18 protein-coding genes are annotated in these 18,298 nt (G+C 40.2%); 10 read left to right on the forward strand and 8 right to left on the reverse strand.

Translation table 11 applies throughout. The annotated features are described in order from the left end of the window. The 3 genes from F8B77_RS15965 to F8B77_RS15975 form a co-directional block, all read right to left on the reverse strand. A partial coding sequence (locus F8B77_RS15965; protein WP_151656537.1) for a hypothetical protein occupies positions 1-360 on the reverse strand: 360 nt, incomplete at its 3' end. A 183-nt stretch (positions 361-543) separates the two neighbouring features. Continuing rightward, positions 544-1,398 (reverse strand): AraC family transcriptional regulator, encoded by an 855-nt coding sequence (locus F8B77_RS15970; protein WP_151656539.1) that lies wholly within the window; start codon positions 1,396-1,398, stop codon positions 544-546. Between the two features lie 206 nt (positions 1,399-1,604). Further along, a complete protein-coding gene (locus F8B77_RS15975; RefSeq protein WP_151656541.1) occupies positions 1,605-2,831 on the reverse strand; it encodes an NAD(P)/FAD-dependent oxidoreductase in 1,227 nt (408 codons plus the stop codon). A 285-nt stretch (positions 2,832-3,116) separates the two neighbouring features. Here F8B77_RS15975 and F8B77_RS15980 point away from each other — a divergent pair, with 285 nt between their 5' ends. From F8B77_RS15980 to arsJ, 4 genes are all read left to right on the forward strand, one after another. After that, positions 3,117-3,446 carry a metalloregulator ArsR/SmtB family transcription factor gene (locus F8B77_RS15980; RefSeq protein WP_012533435.1) on the forward strand — a complete coding sequence of 110 codons (330 nt, stop codon included), beginning with the start codon at positions 3,117-3,119 and terminating at the stop codon, positions 3,444-3,446. Positions 3,447-3,462: 16 nt separating this feature from the next. Beyond that, positions 3,463-4,464, forward strand: coding sequence for an ArsJ-associated glyceraldehyde-3-phosphate dehydrogenase (locus F8B77_RS15985; protein WP_151656543.1), 1,002 nt, complete (start codon positions 3,463-3,465; stop codon positions 4,462-4,464). Positions 4,465-4,494: 30 nt separating this feature from the next. Then, entirely contained in the window at positions 4,495-4,992 is a 498-nt protein-coding gene (locus tag F8B77_RS15990; RefSeq protein ID WP_151656545.1) for a phosphatase domain-containing putative toxin, read from the forward strand. A gap of 68 nt (positions 4,993-5,060) precedes the next feature. Continuing rightward, a complete protein-coding gene (gene arsJ, locus F8B77_RS15995) occupies positions 5,061-6,272 on the forward strand; it encodes an organoarsenical effux MFS transporter ArsJ (protein ID WP_151656547.1) in 1,212 nt (403 codons plus the stop codon). Positions 6,273-6,359: 87 nt separating this feature from the next. Here arsJ and nagB read toward each other — a convergent pair whose 3' ends face one another. Both nagB and F8B77_RS16005 read right to left on the reverse strand, forming a co-directional pair. Beyond that, on the reverse strand, positions 6,360-7,160 hold the full coding sequence (gene nagB / locus F8B77_RS16000) for a glucosamine-6-phosphate deaminase (RefSeq protein WP_130043830.1): 801 nt from the start codon (positions 7,158-7,160) through the stop codon (positions 6,360-6,362). Between the two features lie 104 nt (positions 7,161-7,264). Further along, positions 7,265-9,118 (reverse strand): protein-disulfide reductase DsbD, encoded by a 1,854-nt coding sequence (locus F8B77_RS16005; protein ID WP_151656549.1) that lies wholly within the window; start codon positions 9,116-9,118, stop codon positions 7,265-7,267. Positions 9,119-9,346: 228 nt separating this feature from the next. Between F8B77_RS16005 and F8B77_RS16010 the strand changes: the two genes are divergently transcribed. After that, complete coding sequence (locus F8B77_RS16010) at positions 9,347-9,772, forward strand: universal stress protein (protein ID WP_151656551.1); 426 nt, start codon at positions 9,347-9,349, stop codon at positions 9,770-9,772. A 66-nt stretch (positions 9,773-9,838) separates the two neighbouring features. Here F8B77_RS16010 and F8B77_RS16015 read toward each other — a convergent pair whose 3' ends face one another. Together F8B77_RS16015 and aspA are read right to left on the reverse strand one after the other, a co-directional pair. Next, positions 9,839-11,140, reverse strand: a complete 1,302-nt coding sequence (locus F8B77_RS16015; RefSeq protein WP_151656552.1) for an anaerobic C4-dicarboxylate transporter — start codon at positions 11,138-11,140, stop codon at positions 9,839-9,841. 167 nt (positions 11,141-11,307) lie between these two features. Next, complete coding sequence (gene aspA, locus F8B77_RS16020) at positions 11,308-12,756, reverse strand: aspartate ammonia-lyase (RefSeq protein ID WP_151656554.1); 1,449 nt, start codon at positions 12,754-12,756, stop codon at positions 11,308-11,310. Between the two features lie 430 nt (positions 12,757-13,186). Between aspA and F8B77_RS16025 the strand changes: the two genes are divergently transcribed. Further along, the gene (locus tag F8B77_RS16025; protein ID WP_130043835.1) at positions 13,187-13,720 is read left to right on the forward strand and encodes an FxsA family protein; all 534 of its coding nucleotides are present in this window, start codon (positions 13,187-13,189) and stop codon (positions 13,718-13,720) included. Positions 13,721-13,820: 100 nt separating this feature from the next. On the opposite strand, the gene F8B77_RS16030 is transcribed toward F8B77_RS16025, so the two are convergent. Beyond that, positions 13,821-14,966, reverse strand: coding sequence for a murein hydrolase activator EnvC family protein (locus F8B77_RS16030; protein WP_151656556.1), 1,146 nt, complete (start codon positions 14,964-14,966; stop codon positions 13,821-13,823). A gap of 222 nt (positions 14,967-15,188) precedes the next feature. Here F8B77_RS16030 and F8B77_RS16035 point away from each other — a divergent pair, with 222 nt between their 5' ends. From F8B77_RS16035 to cysE, 4 genes are all read left to right on the forward strand, one after another. Further along, positions 15,189-15,626: a rhodanese-like domain-containing protein gene (locus F8B77_RS16035; protein WP_151656558.1), complete on the forward strand. Its 438-nt coding sequence runs from the start codon at positions 15,189-15,191 to the stop codon at positions 15,624-15,626. 129 nt (positions 15,627-15,755) lie between these two features. Next, positions 15,756-16,226, forward strand: coding sequence for a protein-export chaperone SecB (secB, locus tag F8B77_RS16040; RefSeq protein ID WP_130043838.1), 471 nt, complete (start codon positions 15,756-15,758; stop codon positions 16,224-16,226). Positions 16,227-16,376: 150 nt separating this feature from the next. Beyond that, entirely contained in the window at positions 16,377-17,408 is a 1,032-nt protein-coding gene (gpsA, locus tag F8B77_RS16045) for an NAD(P)H-dependent glycerol-3-phosphate dehydrogenase (protein ID WP_130088018.1), read from the forward strand. 18 nt (positions 17,409-17,426) lie between these two features. Beyond that, on the forward strand, positions 17,427-18,248 hold the full coding sequence (gene cysE / locus F8B77_RS16050; protein WP_151656585.1) for a serine O-acetyltransferase: 822 nt from the start codon (positions 17,427-17,429) through the stop codon (positions 18,246-18,248). Positions 18,249-18,298 lie beyond the last annotated feature (50 nt).

Genomic DNA, 18,298 nt, shown 5'->3' on the forward strand with positions numbered 1-18,298 from the left:
ATAAAAAAGGCTATATAACTGGGGGTCTTGATGATTCATATCTTCAATAAAGGCATTAACTTGAAGGAAGTCTGAATTAGATTGTGGATCTTCAGTCGTTGTTCGGTTACCAGCAAAGTTCTTTAGTACGGGCACATTCGCGAATGCATCTACTTTTGATTGGAATCGCTCAAAGTATCCTTGCGTGATTAAGCTACGCTCGGTCACAATACTGGTCATTCCTTGAGCTAGCTCAGAACGAGCGATAGATGAAAAGTTTTGGTACGCCTGCCAACCAGCAATAGAACATGCTAGAGCAATAACACACACAATACCGAGTGCGATTCGATGAGAAAGGGATTTGATTCTTAGCTTGTTCATTATGTAAATTCAATGTTTAAGATATTTCCGCATATTATGTGAATATGGATAATACAAAAAGGTAAATATGTTTACAAAAATGATAAAAAAACAAAGCCCTTGTGAAACGTTAATTATATCAAAGGGATGGGGTGTCTCTATTTCTTAGATTTGTGCGGAACATCATGCATTATATCGGTTCATTTATTCTTGTTGGTAATACTCTGCCTTTGTTTTACTTTGACGAACTTTAGCTGGAGTTAAGGCTGTTTTTGTTTTAATAAATTTGGAGAAGTACGATGGTTCATCAAAACCGAGCAGCTCAGAAATATGTTGAATAGGTAATTCGGTGTATTTTAATAAACGTATTGCTTCGACAAGAATATGCTCACTCATAAGTTGTTTTGGTGGTTTTCCTGAGCATACAATACAAGCTTTTCTCAGTTGGTACATTGACACTTTAAGTGCTTTAGCCATCTCATTAATATTTTGCAGTTCTCTTTTAGAGTTAAGCATATCTAAAAAAGACGAGTAGAGATCATTGCCAATAGTTGCTTGAGGTATTTGCACCTTTTCTGAAATTAGTAGCAATAAAGAGATAAGTAAATGCTTGATTACTGGTTCTTGGATTGGTACTCGAGTAGCCAGATTTGTGATTAAGCTAAAAAGTTGATCGTAGACGTGATTCTGTTTCACGAGTGTGCAGTGTGAAAAAAGTGATTCAATATAGAGTATGGATTGTGTATTTAGATCATTAAACCAATAGTTATCACTGACAGTAATAACGATACCTTCCCACTCTGATTCTTGTATGAATCTATGGACGGATTGCTTAGCAAACAGAAGTATGTCGCCTTTATTAAGGTTGATTGTTTTGCCATCAACCTCATGTTTGGCGGTTTGAGATGTAACAAAAAGAAGAACACTAAAATCAATTCGATGTGGGTGGAATAAAGCATTATTCTTATCCAGTTCAAGTAGCTTTTCTTTTGACCATATTTGGACAAGTTCAGCCTCTGGGACTGTATTTTCAGTTATCCGTATTTGTGGAATAATCATAACTAAATTGACCGTGATAGAAGCTCTCTAAAAAGTATAGAAGAGAAGGTTATTATTAAAAAAGATATTTAGATTAAAGTTTAGCCTTCAAGTATTAAATGTTATACCCCATTGAACTTTATTACTCTTTTTTGAAATAAAAAACGACAGTCTTTGTAGCCTGTCGTTTTTATTTATGCATTTACAAGCGTAAATTTAAATGGAAATTAAATTCCTGCTGGTTTAAAGAAGGCCTTTAAGCGCTTAGTGATCATTAAGCGAGAGACCGTAAACATTCCTGTCACTGTGCGTTGGTGTAGGCGGAAAATTGTGTCGTATAAACGGCGAATTAATCGACCTTGTAACACTAATTTTCCTTCTAAGCGTGTCCCCGAAGCAAAAGTACCAACGGCAAAGTGATGACCAACAGCAACCACCATTCCACTGTCTTGGAAGATAAAATCCGTTAACTCTTTTCCACGTAAATAACGACCTAAGCTTTTAGCTAAATGAACTGCTGCACGGTTAGCGGCTTGAGCTTTTGGTGGAACAAAAGAACCATCTGGCTGTGGAATAGCTGCGCAATCACCAATAGCAAAGATACGAGGATCTTCGGTTGAGCTCAGATTTTGGTTCACGTTAATTTGGTTCATACGGTTGTAGCTTAAGTTCCCAATACCATTTAGCCAATCCGGTGCTTTTACTCCCGCAGCCCAAAATTGGATATCAGCACCAAGAAATTTATCAACATCCGTTCGCATACCGTTTGCGGTTACTTCACTAATGCGAGTTTCTAGTAATACATTTACGCCACTTTTTTCTAGCTCTTTTAATACCTTATCAGACATTTTTTGTGGGCTATTAGGTAATACACGATGTGCCGCTTCAATTAAATTAATACTTAAAGATGAAGCGTTATAGCGTTTTAATTTTTTACTTACTCGAGCTAATTCGGCCGCTAACTCAACACCAGTAGCGCCAGCTCCTACAATGTTTATTGTGCTGTTTTTGCCTTCACGTAAGATTTGGCTAATTTGATTCCACGCTTGGCGTGCTTGACCTGCTGAATCTAAAAATAGGCAGTGGTCTTGAGCGCCTAGCGTATTAAAGTCATTACTGATTGCACCAATGGCAACCACAAGATAATCATAGTTTAAGCCTGATTCTGTACCATCAGGACGACGCACTAATAACGTTTGGTTTTCACGGTCGATTCCCGTCATCGCACCTTGATAATGCTGGTAACCGTGATGAGCCCCGTGAGTGAAATAACAGACTGAATCTAAATCACTATCGAAAGTACCTGCTGCGATTTCGTGTAAACGAGGTTTCCAGTAGTGATGTGTTTCAGGCTCAACCAGAATGATTTCATCTTCTTTACGGGTTGATTTAGTTAATAAGGTCGATAGCTCTAGGCCAGCAGCGCCACCGCCTACAACAATGATTCGGGACATAGCATTTTTCTCACAATATTTTGGCTTAAAGAGGAGCTAACTCACTCGAAAATAAGCCAAAGAATAATCTTCATTACAGAGCGCAACAGTGTGTGCTGAGTTTCAATGCGGCTATTATATTTATTTCTTAATTAGTGATAATAGGGTTTAAATGAAAATCACTTTTACAAATAAGTAATAGATTGTAATGTGAATCTTTTATGACAGTTTGTCTTTTATCCTTGATCTTTGCGTCTTTCAACCTATTATATATGGAAATGCATATATCCACATATAAGGTTGAATATGTTACCTCATCAATTTTTCAAAATGCTATCAGATGAAACACGAATGCGTTGTTTATTGCTTATTGCTCGTGAAGGTCGCTTGTGTGTAAACCAATTAACGGAAGCACTAGAAGAGAGTCAACCAAAGATCTCTCGTCATTTAGCTCAACTACGCCAATCCGGCGTATTGGTTGATACCCGTGAAGGTCAATGGGTGTATTACCAAGTCAGCTCTGATTTACCGGGTTGGCTAAACAAAATTATAGTAGGTTTGAAGCAATCCAATTGTTTACAGGCTGAGTATCAAAAAGACACTGATAAATTAAACGCAATGAAAGTATGTTGCTAAATTAAGGATTAAGACGATGACAATTAAAGTAGGAATTAACGGTTTTGGCCGCATTGGACGTTTGGCACTAAGAGCCGCATTTGATTGGCCTGAATTGGAGTTTGTACAAATTAATGATGTGGCGGGTGATACCCATACACTGGCACATTTACTTGAATTTGACTCAATTCAGGGGCGTTGGAACCATGAAGTGACTACCGATGGCAGCACTATGATCATTGGTGGCCAAAAGCTTAAAACAACGCAAGAAAAAGAGATCGATGCGGTTGATTGGTCTGGTTGTGATGTTGTTATTGAAGCAACTGGCGTGCATCGTTCACGTTCATTTTTAGATAAATACTTAGCACAAGGTGTTAAGCGTGTAGTTGTGTCTGCTCCAGTTAAAGAAGACGGTGTTGCGAATATTGTGGTTGGTGTGAATGATGATATTTTTGATCCAGCGGTCCACCAAATTGTGACTGCGGCATCTTGTACTACCAACTGTCTCGCTCCAATTGTTAAAGTTATCAACAAGGAGTTAGGTATCGAAAATGCAGCATTTACCACTATTCATGATTTGACCAACACACAAACCATTTTAGATGCTCCTCATAAAGATCTTCGCCGTGCTCGAGCGTGTGGCATGAGCTTGATCCCAACAACAACGGGCTCTGCTAAAGCGATTGTAGAAATCTTCCCTGAGCTTAAAAATAAAATTGATGGTCATGCGGTACGCGTTCCTTTAGCGAATGCCTCACTGACTGACATTATCTTTGAAGTAAAAAGAGATACCACGGTTGAAGAAGTAAATCAGTTATTAAAGGATGCGGCACAGGGTGATCTAAAAGGTATTTTAGGTTACGAGGAGCGCCCACTCGTATCGATTGATTACAAAGGCGACCAACGCTCAACGATTGTAGATGCACTATCTACTATGCTTGTGGGCAAGCGCATGGTGAAAATTTACGCTTGGTATGATAACGAAATGGGCTACGCAACGCGTACTGCTGAGTTAGTTCGTAACGTTGGTCTAGCTTAATAGTAATGACATTGGTTTAAGGAATTTTAAATGACACATCCTATTTGGGAATTACCGGTTACAGGCACTCATGGCGCATTAATTTTGACACCGTGTCCGGGAACAAAAGGGGTCGATTTAATCGCCTCATTAGAGCAATTAAAAGCGCAAGGTGTTGAAGCAGTAGCAACAGCATTAAGCCAAAATGAATTAACAGAAAAAGGCGTAGGATCTCTTGGTGAAGAAGTACAACGCCTAGGCATGAAATGGTTTTATTTACCAATTGAAGATGATTGCGCCCCGGGTGATGAGTTTGCTGCACAATGGAAATCAGCGACTCCTGAGCTGCAACAAGTATTGGAAAATAATGGCAAGGTAGCAATGCATTGTATGGGTGGGTCTGGCCGAACTGGTTTGCTGGCTGGGCATTTGTTATTGGATTTAGGTTGGGATCTAGACGTGATTAAGCAACAAGTACAAGCACTACGTCCGGGCGCATTCACAAAACCTGTGCAAATTGAATACATTGATGCCATTGCTAGCAAATAATCAATTTTAGATAAGGCCTCAGAAAGTGATTATCTTCTGGGGCTTTTTTATTTGAACGGATGATTTTTATGTTTTCACAATTAAGCCACAGTGTACGCCAGTATATGATAGTGACGTTCAACTACTGGAACTTCACCATTACTGATGGTGCATTACGCATGTTAGTGGTGCTTTATTTTCATGATCTGGGATACAGCACATTAGCTATTGCTTCGCTCTTTTTGTTTTATGAATTTTTTGGTGTGGTGACTAATTTAGTTGGAGGTTGGCTTGGTGCAAGGCTTGGATTAAATAAAACCATGAACGTTGGTCTATTGATGCAGGTTGGGGCGTTATTGATGCTTGCCCTGCCAAGCAGTTGGCTCACCATACCTTGGGTGATGGCCGCTCAAGCATTCTCGGGTATCGCTAAAGATCTGAATAAAATGAGTGCCAAAAGTGCGATAAAAACCCTTGTTCCAAGCGATCAAGAAGGAGCGCTTTATAAGTGGGTTGCCATATTAACAGGATCTAAAAATGCCCTTAAAGGAGCAGGTTTCTTTTTAGGTGGTTTACTGCTAACGACAATTGGTTTTCAGTTTGCTGTTATTGCAATGGCGAGTGTGCTGTTTGTGGTCTTTATTGGTAGCGTACTTTTACTTGATGGTGACATGGGAAAAGCAAAATCAAAGCCTAAATTTACACAATTGTTTTCAAAATCAGAACAAATTAATACGCTCTCGGCTGCTCGCCTATTTCTGTTTGGGGCTCGAGATGTATGGTTTGTTGTCGCTTTACCTATTTACCTTGGTAGTGTGTTTAACTGGGATCATTCATTGGTCGGTGGCTTTTTAGCGTTATGGGTGATTGCGTATGGTTTTGTGCAAGGCTTTGCTCCTAAAATTACCGGTAAAGCGGAAGGGAAAGTACCTGACGGCCGAGCTGCAATGTGGTGGGTGAGTTTATTAGCCTTGGTGACAGGGATTATTGCTTATAGTGTTCAGATGGGGTGGCAACCTGAATATGTCATCGTGATTGGCTTGTTGATTTTCGGTGGTATTTTTGCTGTTAACTCATCACTTCACTCTTATTTAATTGTGAGTTATGCCAAAGGTGATGGGGTATCTATGGATGTCGGTTTCTACTATATGGCCAATGCGATGGGACGTTTAGTGGGTACCATTTTATCTGGCTGGGTATTCCAAGTTGCAGGCTTTGCTGCATGCTTGTGGGTATCGTTTGGGTTTCTGTTATTGGCTGTGCTGATATCGATTAAGTTGCCTAAGAGATTAAAGGCTTAAGTTCAAGTAAGTTTCATGCATAAAAAAACCACCGTTTTTAATCGGTGGTTTTTTTTAGCTTAATTTAAAGTGAATGTTCACTATAAATTAAAAGCCTTCCATGTTTTTAGCTTCAAGCTGTTGGAAGTATTTTACTGTTTTCACTTTCAGTTCTTGTGTTGACGGCTCATCACAAACGATTACTGATTTAGGGTGAAGTTGAAGTGCAGATACAGTCCACATGTGATTTACAGAACCTTCAACAGCAGCTTGCAGTGCAAGACCTTTGTTGTGGCCTGTGATTAGGATCATGATCTCTTCAGAATCAAGCAGAGTACCAACACCGATAGTTAGTGAGTACTTAGGAACAAGGTCCATGTCGCCACCGAAGAAGCGAGAGTTAGCAATACGCGTATCTTCAGTTAACGTTTTGATACGTGTACGAGAAGATAAAGATGATGCTGGCTCGTTGAATGCGATGTGACCGTCGTTGCCCACGCCACCCATAAATAGGTTGATGCGACCGTAAGACTTGATCTTGTCTTCGTAACGTTGACATTCAGCTTCGTTATCTGCTGCATTACCATCTAATAGGTTGATGTTTTCTGCTTGAATATCGATGTGGTTGAAGAAGTTCTCGTGCATGAAAGTACGGTAAGATTCTGGGTGATCAGCATCTAAGCCAATGTACTCATCCATGTTGAATGTTACTACGTTCTTAAAGCTTACTTCGCCAGCTTTATGAAGCTCAATAAGTTTCTTATACGTGTTTAATGGAGTACCGCCAGTTGGTAAACCAAGAACAAATGGACGATCTGCTGTTGGGTTGAATGCATTAATACGGTTAACGATGTGTTGTGCAGACCATGCACCTACTTGTTCAGCGCGATTTAGCGGGATTAATCTCATTTGTATACCTCAAAAAAACGTAAGTCGTAGAATCAAAAATCATTAATTCGCATTATAAAATAAGTTTCTGTGTATCACCAATGATTTTGCTCAATAAAGAAACATTATTCTTCAACATTGGTCACGTTTGTACTTAAATGGTTCATAAATGGCTCTGCTTTCATAAATCCTGTTAATCGAGCATTCGATAAATAATCGCCATTTGAATTCCAAAAATCGATGGTTGGTAACCCAAGAACTTTGAGTTGTTGTAATAGGGCAATATCTTCTGGGCTGTTTTTGGTTACATCGGCTTGCAACAAGATAAATTGACCTAAGAGCGGCTCTACCTTTTCATTATGGAAGGTGTATTTTTCAAATTCTTTACACGCGACACACCAGTCAGCATAAAAGTCGAGCATGACTGGTTTTCCTTGGGCTTTTGCTGCCTCAAGTTCTCGATTCAAATCTTCTAAATTAGCGATTTTTTTAAACGTGACAGTTTGAGTAGTGGTGTTTACTTCAGTATGTGTTTTATCTGAAATAGCATCAATTACAGGGATTGCTGAGCCAACAATACCTAAGATCGCGATGATCCCAGCGACACTCGTTTTCCAAGATTGGGGCATGGTTGCTTTAACATGATAAAGCCAACCAAATGCTGCAACACCTAACGCAGACCAAACAAATGGAGTTACGTTATGTGGAAGGATTCGCTCTAATAAGAACACAGGAACGGCAAGTAAAATAAAACCAAACAGTGTTTTTACATGCGTCATCCATACACCGGCTTTTGGTAGCAGTTTATTACCAAATACAGCGGCTAGAATTAGTGGGATCCCCATACCAATAGCCAAAGCGTACAGAGCGACAGCACCCGTTAGTAAATCACCACTTTTGGCAACATAAAGTAATGCACCCGAAAGAGGAGCGGTCGTACATGGCGAACACACTAAACCTGAAATTGCACCCATGGCAAATACGCCACCTAAGTTCCCGCCTTTTTGCTGGTTACTGATGTCATTTAATTTTGTTTGTAAGCTGCTTGGCAGTTGAATGGTGTAAGCACCAAACATTGATAGGGCAAGCAGAACAAACATTACGCTTAAGCCAATGAGGACATAAGGGTGTTGTAGTGCCGCCTGGAATTGAAGACCTGCCGAAGCAACCACTAACCCAAGTAAAGTATAGGTTAACGCCATGCCTTGAACGTAAACAAAAGAGAGCTTGAAGGCTTTGCTATGAGATAGTTTACCGCCACCTAAAACAATTCCCGTTAAGATAGGGTACATAGGCAATACACAAGGCGTAAACGCAAGACCAATGCCAAGTGCTAAGAATAAAAATGGAGTCCACCAAGCATCACCTAAGTTGTCAGCCAGCTCTTGCTGTTGAGTCTGAGATACTTCTTTTTGCTCTGAATTTGGTGATGTTTTCTTTTCTACGCCAACTGGCGCGTCATCATTTTTGGCTACAACATGCGTATTTGCCGTTTCATCTTGATATGAACTTAGCCCTGTTAATGCAGATAATGGAATTTTGCGGATCTCTGGTGGATAACAGAATCCGGCTTTCGCACAACCTTGGTATCGAACAGTTAACTCGGCATTATCACTAACCGAAATAAGAGGAACTGTGATCGTAAGTGGTTCAGTGTAGATGTTTACATCACCAAAAAATTCATCGTTATAAGGCGTGCCTTCTTCCATCACTAAATCAGCAATCTTTGCGCCATTAGCCGTTACCGAAATACGTTGTTGGTATAGGTAATAATCAGGCATCACTTGCCAATCTAAATAAACTCTATCTCCTTGCTGCATGAAATTAAACGGGAAGGCTTCATTTACGGTCACAAAAGAAGAGGTTTGCTTACCCTGTAATTTAGTCAGATCAAAAGACGCGACAGCTTGAGGGGCAAAGGAGGTAAATAGAATAAAAAATGATAAAAGGGCAGCTCGAAAACGGAGTAAGTTCGTCATGTGAAAGTCTTTATTAAAATAGATACGGTTATGACTATCGAAATGGTCAAGAGTTCGACAAGTATAGTATCAATTGCATTAATGATCTGCTCCTTTCTCTTTGGAGAAGTGCGTAATTATTTTTTATTTGTCACGGTTTCGAGATCCCTACGACACTCTTTTTATTGAACAGAAACTATGCTTGTCCTGAGATTAAATTACTAGGATGAATAACCAGAGGGCATGGTGATGAAATACAAACATATTCTTGTGGCGCTGGATCTTTCAGAAGAGAGTCATGTGTTGATTGATAGAGCCGTTTCTATGGCGGAGCTATTAGGTTCCAAAGTGTCTTTTATTCATATTGATGGTACTCATGGTGAGATTTATCCTGAGCTCATTGATATAGAAGCAGAGCCTGAGCGTAAACCATTAAATGAACCTTCAAATAAGTGGCTTAATGATTTTCAGCAGTATACTCAGTTTCCAATTGAGAGCTTTTGGGTGGGAACGGGAGATCTTAGCCATAAAGTTGATAAAGTAGTAAAAGCGAATGAAATCGATTTATTGATTTGCGGACATCATCATGATTTCTTAAGTAAAATCATTTCTTATTCTCGACCGCTAATTCACCACTCTCCTATTGATATATTGGTCGTGCCGATTACGTCATAAGCTAGAAATAAAAAAATGGCAGCTAAATTAGCTGCCATTTTGAGGGATATTATTGCAATTCACCTATTAAAGAATAATACCACCGAATACAAAACCTAGTGCAACTGAAGTCGTAATCGTAGCAACACCCGGAATGAAGAATGGGTGGTTAAATACAAGATTACCAATACGTGTTGAACCTGTGTCATCCATTTCAACCGCAGCAAGTAGCGTTGGGTAAGTTGGAAGAACGAACAGTGCACTTACCGCAGCAAATGACGCAACTGCCGTAATTGGAGCAACACCAATCGCAAGGGCAGCAGGCATTAGAGCCGTTGTTGTTGCACCTTGAGAGTAAAGAAGCATTGAAGCAAAGAATAAAACAATCGCTAGCATCCACGGGTATTGCGCAAGGATCTCAGCTGAGAACTCTTTGATTTCACCAATGTGAGAAGAGACAAACGTATCACCAAGCCATGCAACACCAAGAACACACACACAAGCACTCATACCTGATTTGAATGTCGCAGCATTAGCAATTTTAGACGCATCAATTTTAGTGAACGTCACAATAGCAGCAGCGGCGGTTAGCATTAATGCCATGATAGCTTCGTTACGACCAATGGTCGGGTGTTCAATCAGGCCAACACTGCCACTGATCATCGTTGCATAAGCAACAACCGCAACGATAGCAACACAGAAGATATAAACAGATGCTTTTGCTGTTGGTAAAATTTCACGCTTACCTTCGCCATTCATCTTAATTAGGCCTTTTGCAAGACGTTCTTGATAAACGACATCATCTTTCAGCTCACAGCCTAGGAAGTTAGCAACGAATGCACCAACCATACACGCTAGGAACGTTGATGGAATACATACTGCTAATAGCGTTAGATAATCCACACCTAGAGGCTCAAGGATACCAGAGAAGAAAACAACCGCCGCTGAGATTGGAGACGCAGTGATTGCAATTTGAGAAGCAACAACAGCGATAGAAAGTGGGCGAGAAGGACGAACACCCTGTTCTTTCGCGACTTCTGCAATAACAGGAAGTGTAGAGAATGCAGTGTGACCAGTACCTGCTAGCATCGTCATGAAATAAGTCACGATAGGGGCGTAGAAAGTAATGCGTTTTGGATTTTTACGTAAGAATTTTTCTGCTAGGTCAACCAACCAATCCATACCACCAGCCACTTGCATAGCAGCAATCGCAGTAATTACCGACATGATGATTAAAATAACGTCGATAGGAATAGAACCTGCGTCTAGTCCTAAGATCATGGTAAGAACAAGTACGCCCGCACCACCCGCAAAACCGATACCGATACCGCCAATACGTGCCCCTAAATAGATGAACAGTAGTACGACGAGAAGCTGTACAGCAATCATAGATAACTCCAGTGTTTAAATTTAAAATAATTATTCAGATTTTTATTGCACAGCTATATACAGCAAACCAATAAAAGTATGAATGATTACTTATCTTTTTATAAATAAAATATTGAGAAGATAAAAAAAGCGAGCTTCAGTGAGCTCGCTATTTGAGGTGTTACGGATTAATCGTAACGTTTTGCTTTGTATTGCGGGTGCATCAGGTTCTCTACAGAGAAGATGTCATCTAATTGCTCTTCTGTTAGAAGGCCACGCTCAAGAACAACATCACGAACGTTTTTACCTGTTTCAGCACAAATCTTACCAACAATGTCACCTTCGTGGTGGCCAATGAATGGGTTTAGGTAAGTAACGATACCGATAGAGTTAAATACGTGATCTTCACATACTTCTTTGTTTACAGTAATGCCGTCGATACATTTGTCACGTAGGTTCACACAGGCATTTTTCAAGATGTCGATAGATTCGAACAGTGCTTGGCCAATAACAGGTTCCATTACGTTTAATTGCAGTTGACCTGCTTCAGCAGCGAAAGTCACTGTAGTATCGTTACCAATTACTTTGAAACATACTTGATTTACAACTTCTGGAATTACTGGGTTTACTTTAGCTGGCATGATTGAAGAACCCGCTTGAAGCTCAGGTAAGTTCAATTCATTAAGGCCAGCACGAGGACCAGAAGAAAGAAGACGTAAGTCATTACAAATTTTAGACATTTTAACCGCAGTACGTTTTAGCGCACCGTGGATCATTACGTAAGCACCACAGTCAGATGTTGCTTCGATTAAGTCTTCAGCAGCAACACATGGTAGACCTGTTACTTCTGCTAGATGACGAACTGCCGCTTCTTGGTAACCAGTCGCTGCGTTTAAGCCAGTACCGATTGCTGTTGCACCTATGTTTACTTCTAAAAGAAGTTGCGCTGTGTAGTTAAGGTTTTTCACTTCTTCCTGAAGTAAAACACCCCAAGCGTGGAACTCTTGACCAACTGTCATTGGAACAGCATCTTGAAGTTGAGTACGACCCATCTTCAGAATGTTACGGAATTCTTGATCTTTAAGATCGAATGCACCTTTTAGGTATTCAATCGCTTCGATCAGTTTCATCATGCTGTTGTATACAGCAATACGGAAACCTGTAGGGTATGCACAGTTAGTTGATTGAGAACGGTTAACGTGATCATTAGGGTTAATGATATCGTATTCGCCTTTCTCTTTACCCATTAGTTCAAGAGCAACGTTAGCAATAACTTCGTTAGCATTCATGTTAACTGAAGTACCAGCACCGCCTTGGTAAACATCTGATGGGAATTGATCCATACACTTGCCAGTTTCAAGAATTAAATCACATGCTTTGATGATGTATTCACCAACTTGTGAAGGGATAGCACCTAATTCTTTGTTAGCTAAAGCGGCTGCTTTTTTAGTGTAGATCATGCCACGAACAAACTCAGGAACATCAGAAATAGTTACATTTGAAATGTTGAAGTTTTCCATAGCGCGAAGAGTGTGAATACCGTAGTAAGCCTCTGAAGGAACGTGACGTTCACCTAGCAAATCTTCTTCAATACGAGTTGCAGTATTCGTTTTTTCTAAATCAAGCATCTGAGTCATAGTAAGCCTTTAAGGTTCTATATTTTAATTATTGGATTCTGTCCAAGTGATCATATCTGCGAGTAGAGTCCGTTCGTCAGAGGGTGATCAATATCGTACCTGATGCCTTGTTTTAACGTCATCATACACCTCTTTAGTGGTAAAAGTGTTAAGCTGATCACTTTTTAAGTCTAGTTTTTGCAAAATATTTCAAATTGAGATTGCGCTCTCACTAGTTGTTAATATATTTACTTTATAGGTTATATAACTGCTAATCGAGTTAATGAATTTGATGGCTGTTTACACTCTTTTACAGAAGATTTTCTTGAAAAATGAGGGGATGTGCCGCATCTATCATAATAGAGAGAGAAAAAGTGGTTCGCAGAGAATGCCTGCTACACTAAATGAAGCGAAAAGTGAAAGTTCGTATCAAATCTAATCGAGGTATATTGTGTTTCCTATTTTATTATTATTGTTTATTTTTGTTCCCATTATTGAAATTGCGCTGTTTGTGCAAGTCGGGGGCATGTTAGGGATGTGGCCAACACTTGGGTTAGTATTGATCACCGCTTTTGTTGGTGCGTCATTAGTCCGTAGCCAAGGCATTCAGACTCTAATGTCAGTGCAATCAAAATTACAACAAGGTGAATTACCTGCACAGCAAATAGTAGAAGGTGTCATGCTTGCCGTTGCTGGTGTGTTATTGCTTGTCCCTGGTTTTATGACTGATGCATTAGGTATGCTGGTATTGCTTCCAGCACCGAGAGCGTATTTAGCTAAACAGTTAATGAGCCGTGTAAAAGTAAATGGCATGGGAGCGTCACAGGGTGGTTTTCATGCAGGGTTTGGTGGTGGCTTTGATCAAAACGGTCCGTTTAATCAAGGTAACCCATTTGATCGCACAAATCAGAACGATCAGCAAGGCGATGTATTTGAAGGCGAGTTTCAGCGTAAAGAAGACGATCCGAATAAAACCCTAAAATAATCACCCGATATATAAATTGAATTAAAAAAGCCGCGATCTCTTTCTATATAAATTGAGAACGCGGCTTTTTTACTATCTGAATTTACTGATTAATTAAGCCCTAACGTTTTAACCAAGAACGAGGATTTTGTGCTTTGCTGTTACGGCGAATTTCAAAGTACAGGGAAGCTCTATCTTGTCCACCACTGTCACCAACGACGGCAATGGTTTCACCTGCGCGTACTTTATCGCCTTCCTTCTTCATTAAGCTTTGATTATAGCCATATAAGGTCATATCACCTTTACCGTGATCAATCAGAACCATTAAGCCATAGCCTCGTAACCAATCAGCAAAAACGACCTTACCAGAATCAACGGCTTTTACTGGTGTACCGTATTCACTGGCTAGTACCATGCCTTTCCAAGTGAGCAGCCCTGTTTGTTTTGTTCCAAAACTATGAAGTGTTTTGGCATTGCTAATAGGCCAAGGTAAACGCCCTTTTTGACGAGCAATACCATCCATAGGGACATTGTTACTTGCTTTCGCTTTTGCGATGGCAACTTTTAAGCGTTTTTCATTTTGCTGCAGTTCATTTAAATAACCATTTTCATTTGAAATGCGTTTTTTGATACTGGAAACGGTTTTCTTACGTTTATTTTGTGATGTTTGCAGTGTGGTTTTTTCTTGCTTGTATTGAGCTAATAACTCACTTTGTCGTTGTTGCTGTTTAAGAAGAGAAACTTCTTTCTCTTTCAATTGCATCGTTGTGAATTCTAACTGAGAAATCGCACCCACTCGGGCTTCAGAAATACGTTGGGCGTATTGTGTCATGCGATCGATTTTAGTGACGTCATCGCCACTGAGCACATTAGAAAGTTGATTATTACGACTTATTAAGTAGTAATTGACGAGTAAGTCTTTTAATACTTCAGTTTGTCCAATTTGTTGTTGAGTAAGCTCTGATTGTTGCTGTTTTAATTCGGTTATCGAGCGTTTTACCGCTGCGAGTTCTCGCTCTGCATTGCGCGCTTTTTTGGAGGCGTTAGCAATGGATAGTTCGTGCTTTTTAAGGCTAGATTGAAGACTTGATAGCTCTTTCTTCTGTTTACTTAATACTGAGCTCTGACGAGATATTTCTTGTTTCATTCCTTTTAATTCAGCGTCATTCGCATGAGCGATAAGAGGAAGTGCAAATGTCAGGCACACGATCGCGGTCGTAACAAATTTACGACTAGGAATAGGCTTATTAAAAAAGGATATGTTCATCGCTGCATTATTTCAGATAGAGTGAGTTCTGACTAGATAGAGTTTTTATTTGGTCTCAATTGTAAAACCAATATCACAGCATTTTTGTTGTTCTTATCAGTTTTTTTATCCTCGCTAGTCTCTGAACAAACCCTAGGGTATACTTTCGACTTCATTTTAGAGCCCATGGTAACTGACATTGTCTAATGGCATGTGGTTATCCAAAAATCAGAGATAAAGAATATGGAAACGTCAATCATCGATTTTGTAACCAATAACATGATTTTAGCTGTTGTGTGGATTGGTATTGTTGTTGCGTTGATTCAAAACGTAGTAAAACAGAAAACCGCTGGCTACCAAGAAGTGGATCCTTCAGAAGCAACAACACTGATGAACCGCGAAGATGCGATTGTGCTAGATATTCGCTCTAAAGATGAGTTTAAATCAGGCCATATTACGGGTGCTCGTCACATTTTACCAAGTGATATTAAAGCCGGTAACCTAGCTGGTCTTGAAAACTCAAAAACAACCCCAATTATTGTGGTATGTAAAACAGGCCAAACCGCTCAGGCATCAGCAAATGATCTGCATAAAGAAGGTTTTGAGCAAGTTAAATTGCTTAAGAATGGCCTAATCTCTTGGAATGAAGCTAACCTACCGTTAGTAAAAGGCAAAAAGTAATTGCCCATTTCATAAGCAACTGATTCATTTTGATGTGATATCTGGCCCATTTTTTAGATATCACGAATGCAGAGTAATATCACAGCGTTATTCTGCATTCATACATACATATATAGAAAGGACTTTCCCATGGCTGAAGCAGCACAACAAGAGCAACAAAACTTTGCAATTCAACGTATCTTCCTAAAAGACGTATCTTTTGAGGCACCTAACTCTCCAACTATGTTCCAAAAAGAGTGGAATCCAGATGTTAAACTGGACCTTGATACTCAAAGCCGTGAACTAGGCGAAGGTGTTTACGAAGTCGTTCTACGTTTAACTGTTACGGTTAAGAACGAAGAAGAAACTGCATTCCTTTGTGAAGTTCAACAAGGTGGTATCTTTACTGCTGGCCAAATGGAAGAAGCTCAACTAGCACATTGCCTAGGTGCATTCTGCCCGAACATTCTGTTCCCATATGCTCGTGAAACGATCTCTAGCCTAGTGGTTAAAGGTACGTTCCCACAATTGAACCTTGCACCAGTTAACTTTGACGCATTGTTCATGAATTACCTACAAAACCAAGCTCAAGAAAACGCAGCAGCGCCTTCTGAAGCTTAATAATGAATAGCCTTGCGCTATTGATTAATTTGTAGAGAATAAATGCACTTTTTTATCTAAGATAGTTTCTATACTGAATATAGAAATTAAATTTTGATAAAAAGTGCATTTTGCTTTTATTACTCTAGTATCCTTTGATACTTGTTTTGGATGGTCACAATGACAACACAAACCGATTACTCTGATATTTCCATGACCGTACTTGGTGCTGGCTCATACGGAACTTCTCTTGCTATCTCTCTTGCTCGTAATGGCGCAAAAGTGATTTTATGGGGTCATGAAGAATCACATATGGCTCGCCTTGAAGCCGATCGTGCTAATGAAGAGTTTTTGCCGGGTGTTGCTTTCCCACCGTCATTAATCATGTCTACGGATCTTGAAAAATCAGTGCAAGCAAGTCGCGATTTACTGGTTGTAGTTCCAAGTCATGTTTTTGGTTTGGTACTAGGTAATGTAAAACCATTTTTACGTGATGATTCGCGTATATGTTGGGCGACAAAAGGACTAGAGCCTGAAACAGGTCGTTTATTAAAAGAAGTGGCAGTAGAAGCGTTAGGTGAATCTCATTCACTGGCTGTGCTTTCTGGACCTACTTTTGCTAAAGAACTTGCATCTGGTATGCCAACGGCGATTGCTGTTGCGTCTCCTGACCAAGAGTTTGTTAAAGATTTACAAGAAAAAATCCACTGTTCAAAAACGTTCCGAGTATACGCAAACAATGATTTCACTGGCATGCAGCTTGGTGGTGCGGTGAAGAACGTAATCGCTATTGGTGCGGGCATGTCTGATGGTATTGGCTTTGGTGCTAATGCTCGTACTGCATTAATTACCCGTGGTTTGGCTGAGATGACTCGTTTAGGCGTGGCTTTAGGCGCAGAAGCTGAAACCTTTATGGGGATGGCTGGCTTAGGTGATTTAGTGTTAACGTGTACCGATAACCAATCTCGTAACCGTCGTTTTGGTTTGGCTTTAGGTCAGGGCGGTGATGTAGATAGCGCTCAAGCAGAAATTGGTCAAGTGGTTGAAGGGTATCGCAATACCAAAGAAGTATGGCTACTTGCTGATCGTATGGGTGTTGAAATGCCTATAGTTGAGCAAATTTATCAAGTATTGTATCAAGGAAAAGATGCAAGAGTTGCTGCGCAGGATTTATTAGCGCGAGATAAGAAATCAGAATCGTAATTCAAGGATGGTATGAAAATGAAAGAATGTAAAAAACACCAAGTATGGGAATGTATTGTTCGAGAAGCGCGTGAGCAGTCAGAACAAGAACCCATGCTTGCAAGCTTTTATCATGCCACCATCATAAAACATGAAAACCTTGCGGCAGCGTTAAGTTATATTCTTGCGAATAAATTAGCGACAGCTTCTATGCCTGCGATGGCAGTTCGTGAAGTGGTAGAGGAGGCGTTTGCTTCAGACCCTTCTCTTACCGATGCGGCCGCTTGTGATATCTGTGCTACGGTAAATCGAGACCCTGCGGTTTCTATGTACTCAATGCCTTTATTGTATTTAAAAGGCTATCACGCACTACAAGGGTATCGTGTATCGAACTGGCTTTGGAAGCAAGGTCGTGTTGCATTAGCGACGTATCTGCAAAATGAAATTTCTGTTGCTTGTCAGGTGGATGTGCATCCTGCGGCGACCATTGGTAAAGGGATCATGTTTGACCATGCGACAGGTATCGTTATTGGTGAAACCGCCGTTGTAGAAAATGATGTATCTATCCTACAAGACGTGACACTCGGCGGTACAGGCAAAGAGTCTGGCGATCGTCACCCTAAGATCCGTGAAGGCGTTATGATTGGCGCTGGTGCGAAGATTTTAGGTAATATTGAAGTGGGTGTTGGCGCTAAGATTGGTTCATGTTCTGTTGTTTTACAGGCGGTGCCTCCTCATACAACAGTGGCCGGAGTTCCTGCTAAAATTGTTGGGCGCCCTAGCTCTGAAATGCCATCGCTCGATATGGACCAACAGTTTAATGGTAAATCACAAACGTTTATGTCTGGTGATGGAATTTAATATATCCCATTCCTTATGCGTATAAAAATAGCCACTTAATAGTGGCTATT

This window comes from Aliivibrio finisterrensis, assembly GCF_008933155.1.
GTDB lineage: Bacteria > Pseudomonadota > Gammaproteobacteria > Enterobacterales > Vibrionaceae > Aliivibrio > Aliivibrio finisterrensis.

Coding starts and splice junctions, on each gene's coding strand:
- gpsA (WP_130088018.1), top strand. CDS start 16,377: ATGGTCACAATGACAACACAAACCGATTACTCTGATATTTCCATGACC.
- cysE (WP_151656585.1), top strand. CDS start 17,427: ATGAAAGAATGTAAAAAACACCAAGTATGGGAATGTATTGTTCGAGAA.
- F8B77_RS15985 (WP_151656543.1), top strand. CDS start 3,463: ATGACAATTAAAGTAGGAATTAACGGTTTTGGCCGCATTGGACGTTTG.
- arsJ (WP_151656547.1), top strand. CDS start 5,061: ATGTTTTCACAATTAAGCCACAGTGTACGCCAGTATATGATAGTGACG.
- F8B77_RS16030 (WP_151656556.1), bottom strand. CDS start 14,966: ATGAACATATCCTTTTTTAATAAGCCTATTCCTAGTCGTAAATTTGTT.
- F8B77_RS16015 (WP_151656552.1), bottom strand. CDS start 11,140: ATGATTGCTGTACAGCTTCTCGTCGTACTACTGTTCATCTATTTAGGG.
- F8B77_RS15975 (WP_151656541.1), bottom strand. CDS start 2,831: ATGTCCCGAATCATTGTTGTAGGCGGTGGCGCTGCTGGCCTAGAGCTA.
- F8B77_RS15980 (WP_012533435.1), top strand. CDS start 3,117: ATGTTACCTCATCAATTTTTCAAAATGCTATCAGATGAAACACGAATG.
- secB (WP_130043838.1), top strand. CDS start 15,756: ATGGCTGAAGCAGCACAACAAGAGCAACAAAACTTTGCAATTCAACGT.
- F8B77_RS16010 (WP_151656551.1), top strand. CDS start 9,347: ATGAAATACAAACATATTCTTGTGGCGCTGGATCTTTCAGAAGAGAGT.
- F8B77_RS15990 (WP_151656545.1), top strand. CDS start 4,495: ATGACACATCCTATTTGGGAATTACCGGTTACAGGCACTCATGGCGCA.
- F8B77_RS16005 (WP_151656549.1), bottom strand. CDS start 9,118: ATGACGAACTTACTCCGTTTTCGAGCTGCCCTTTTATCATTTTTTATT.
- nagB (WP_130043830.1), bottom strand. CDS start 7,160: ATGAGATTAATCCCGCTAAATCGCGCTGAACAAGTAGGTGCATGGTCT.
- F8B77_RS15970 (WP_151656539.1), bottom strand. CDS start 1,398: ATGATTATTCCACAAATACGGATAACTGAAAATACAGTCCCAGAGGCT.
- aspA (WP_151656554.1), bottom strand. CDS start 12,756: ATGACTCAGATGCTTGATTTAGAAAAAACGAATACTGCAACTCGTATT.
- F8B77_RS16035 (WP_151656558.1), top strand. CDS start 15,189: ATGGAAACGTCAATCATCGATTTTGTAACCAATAACATGATTTTAGCT.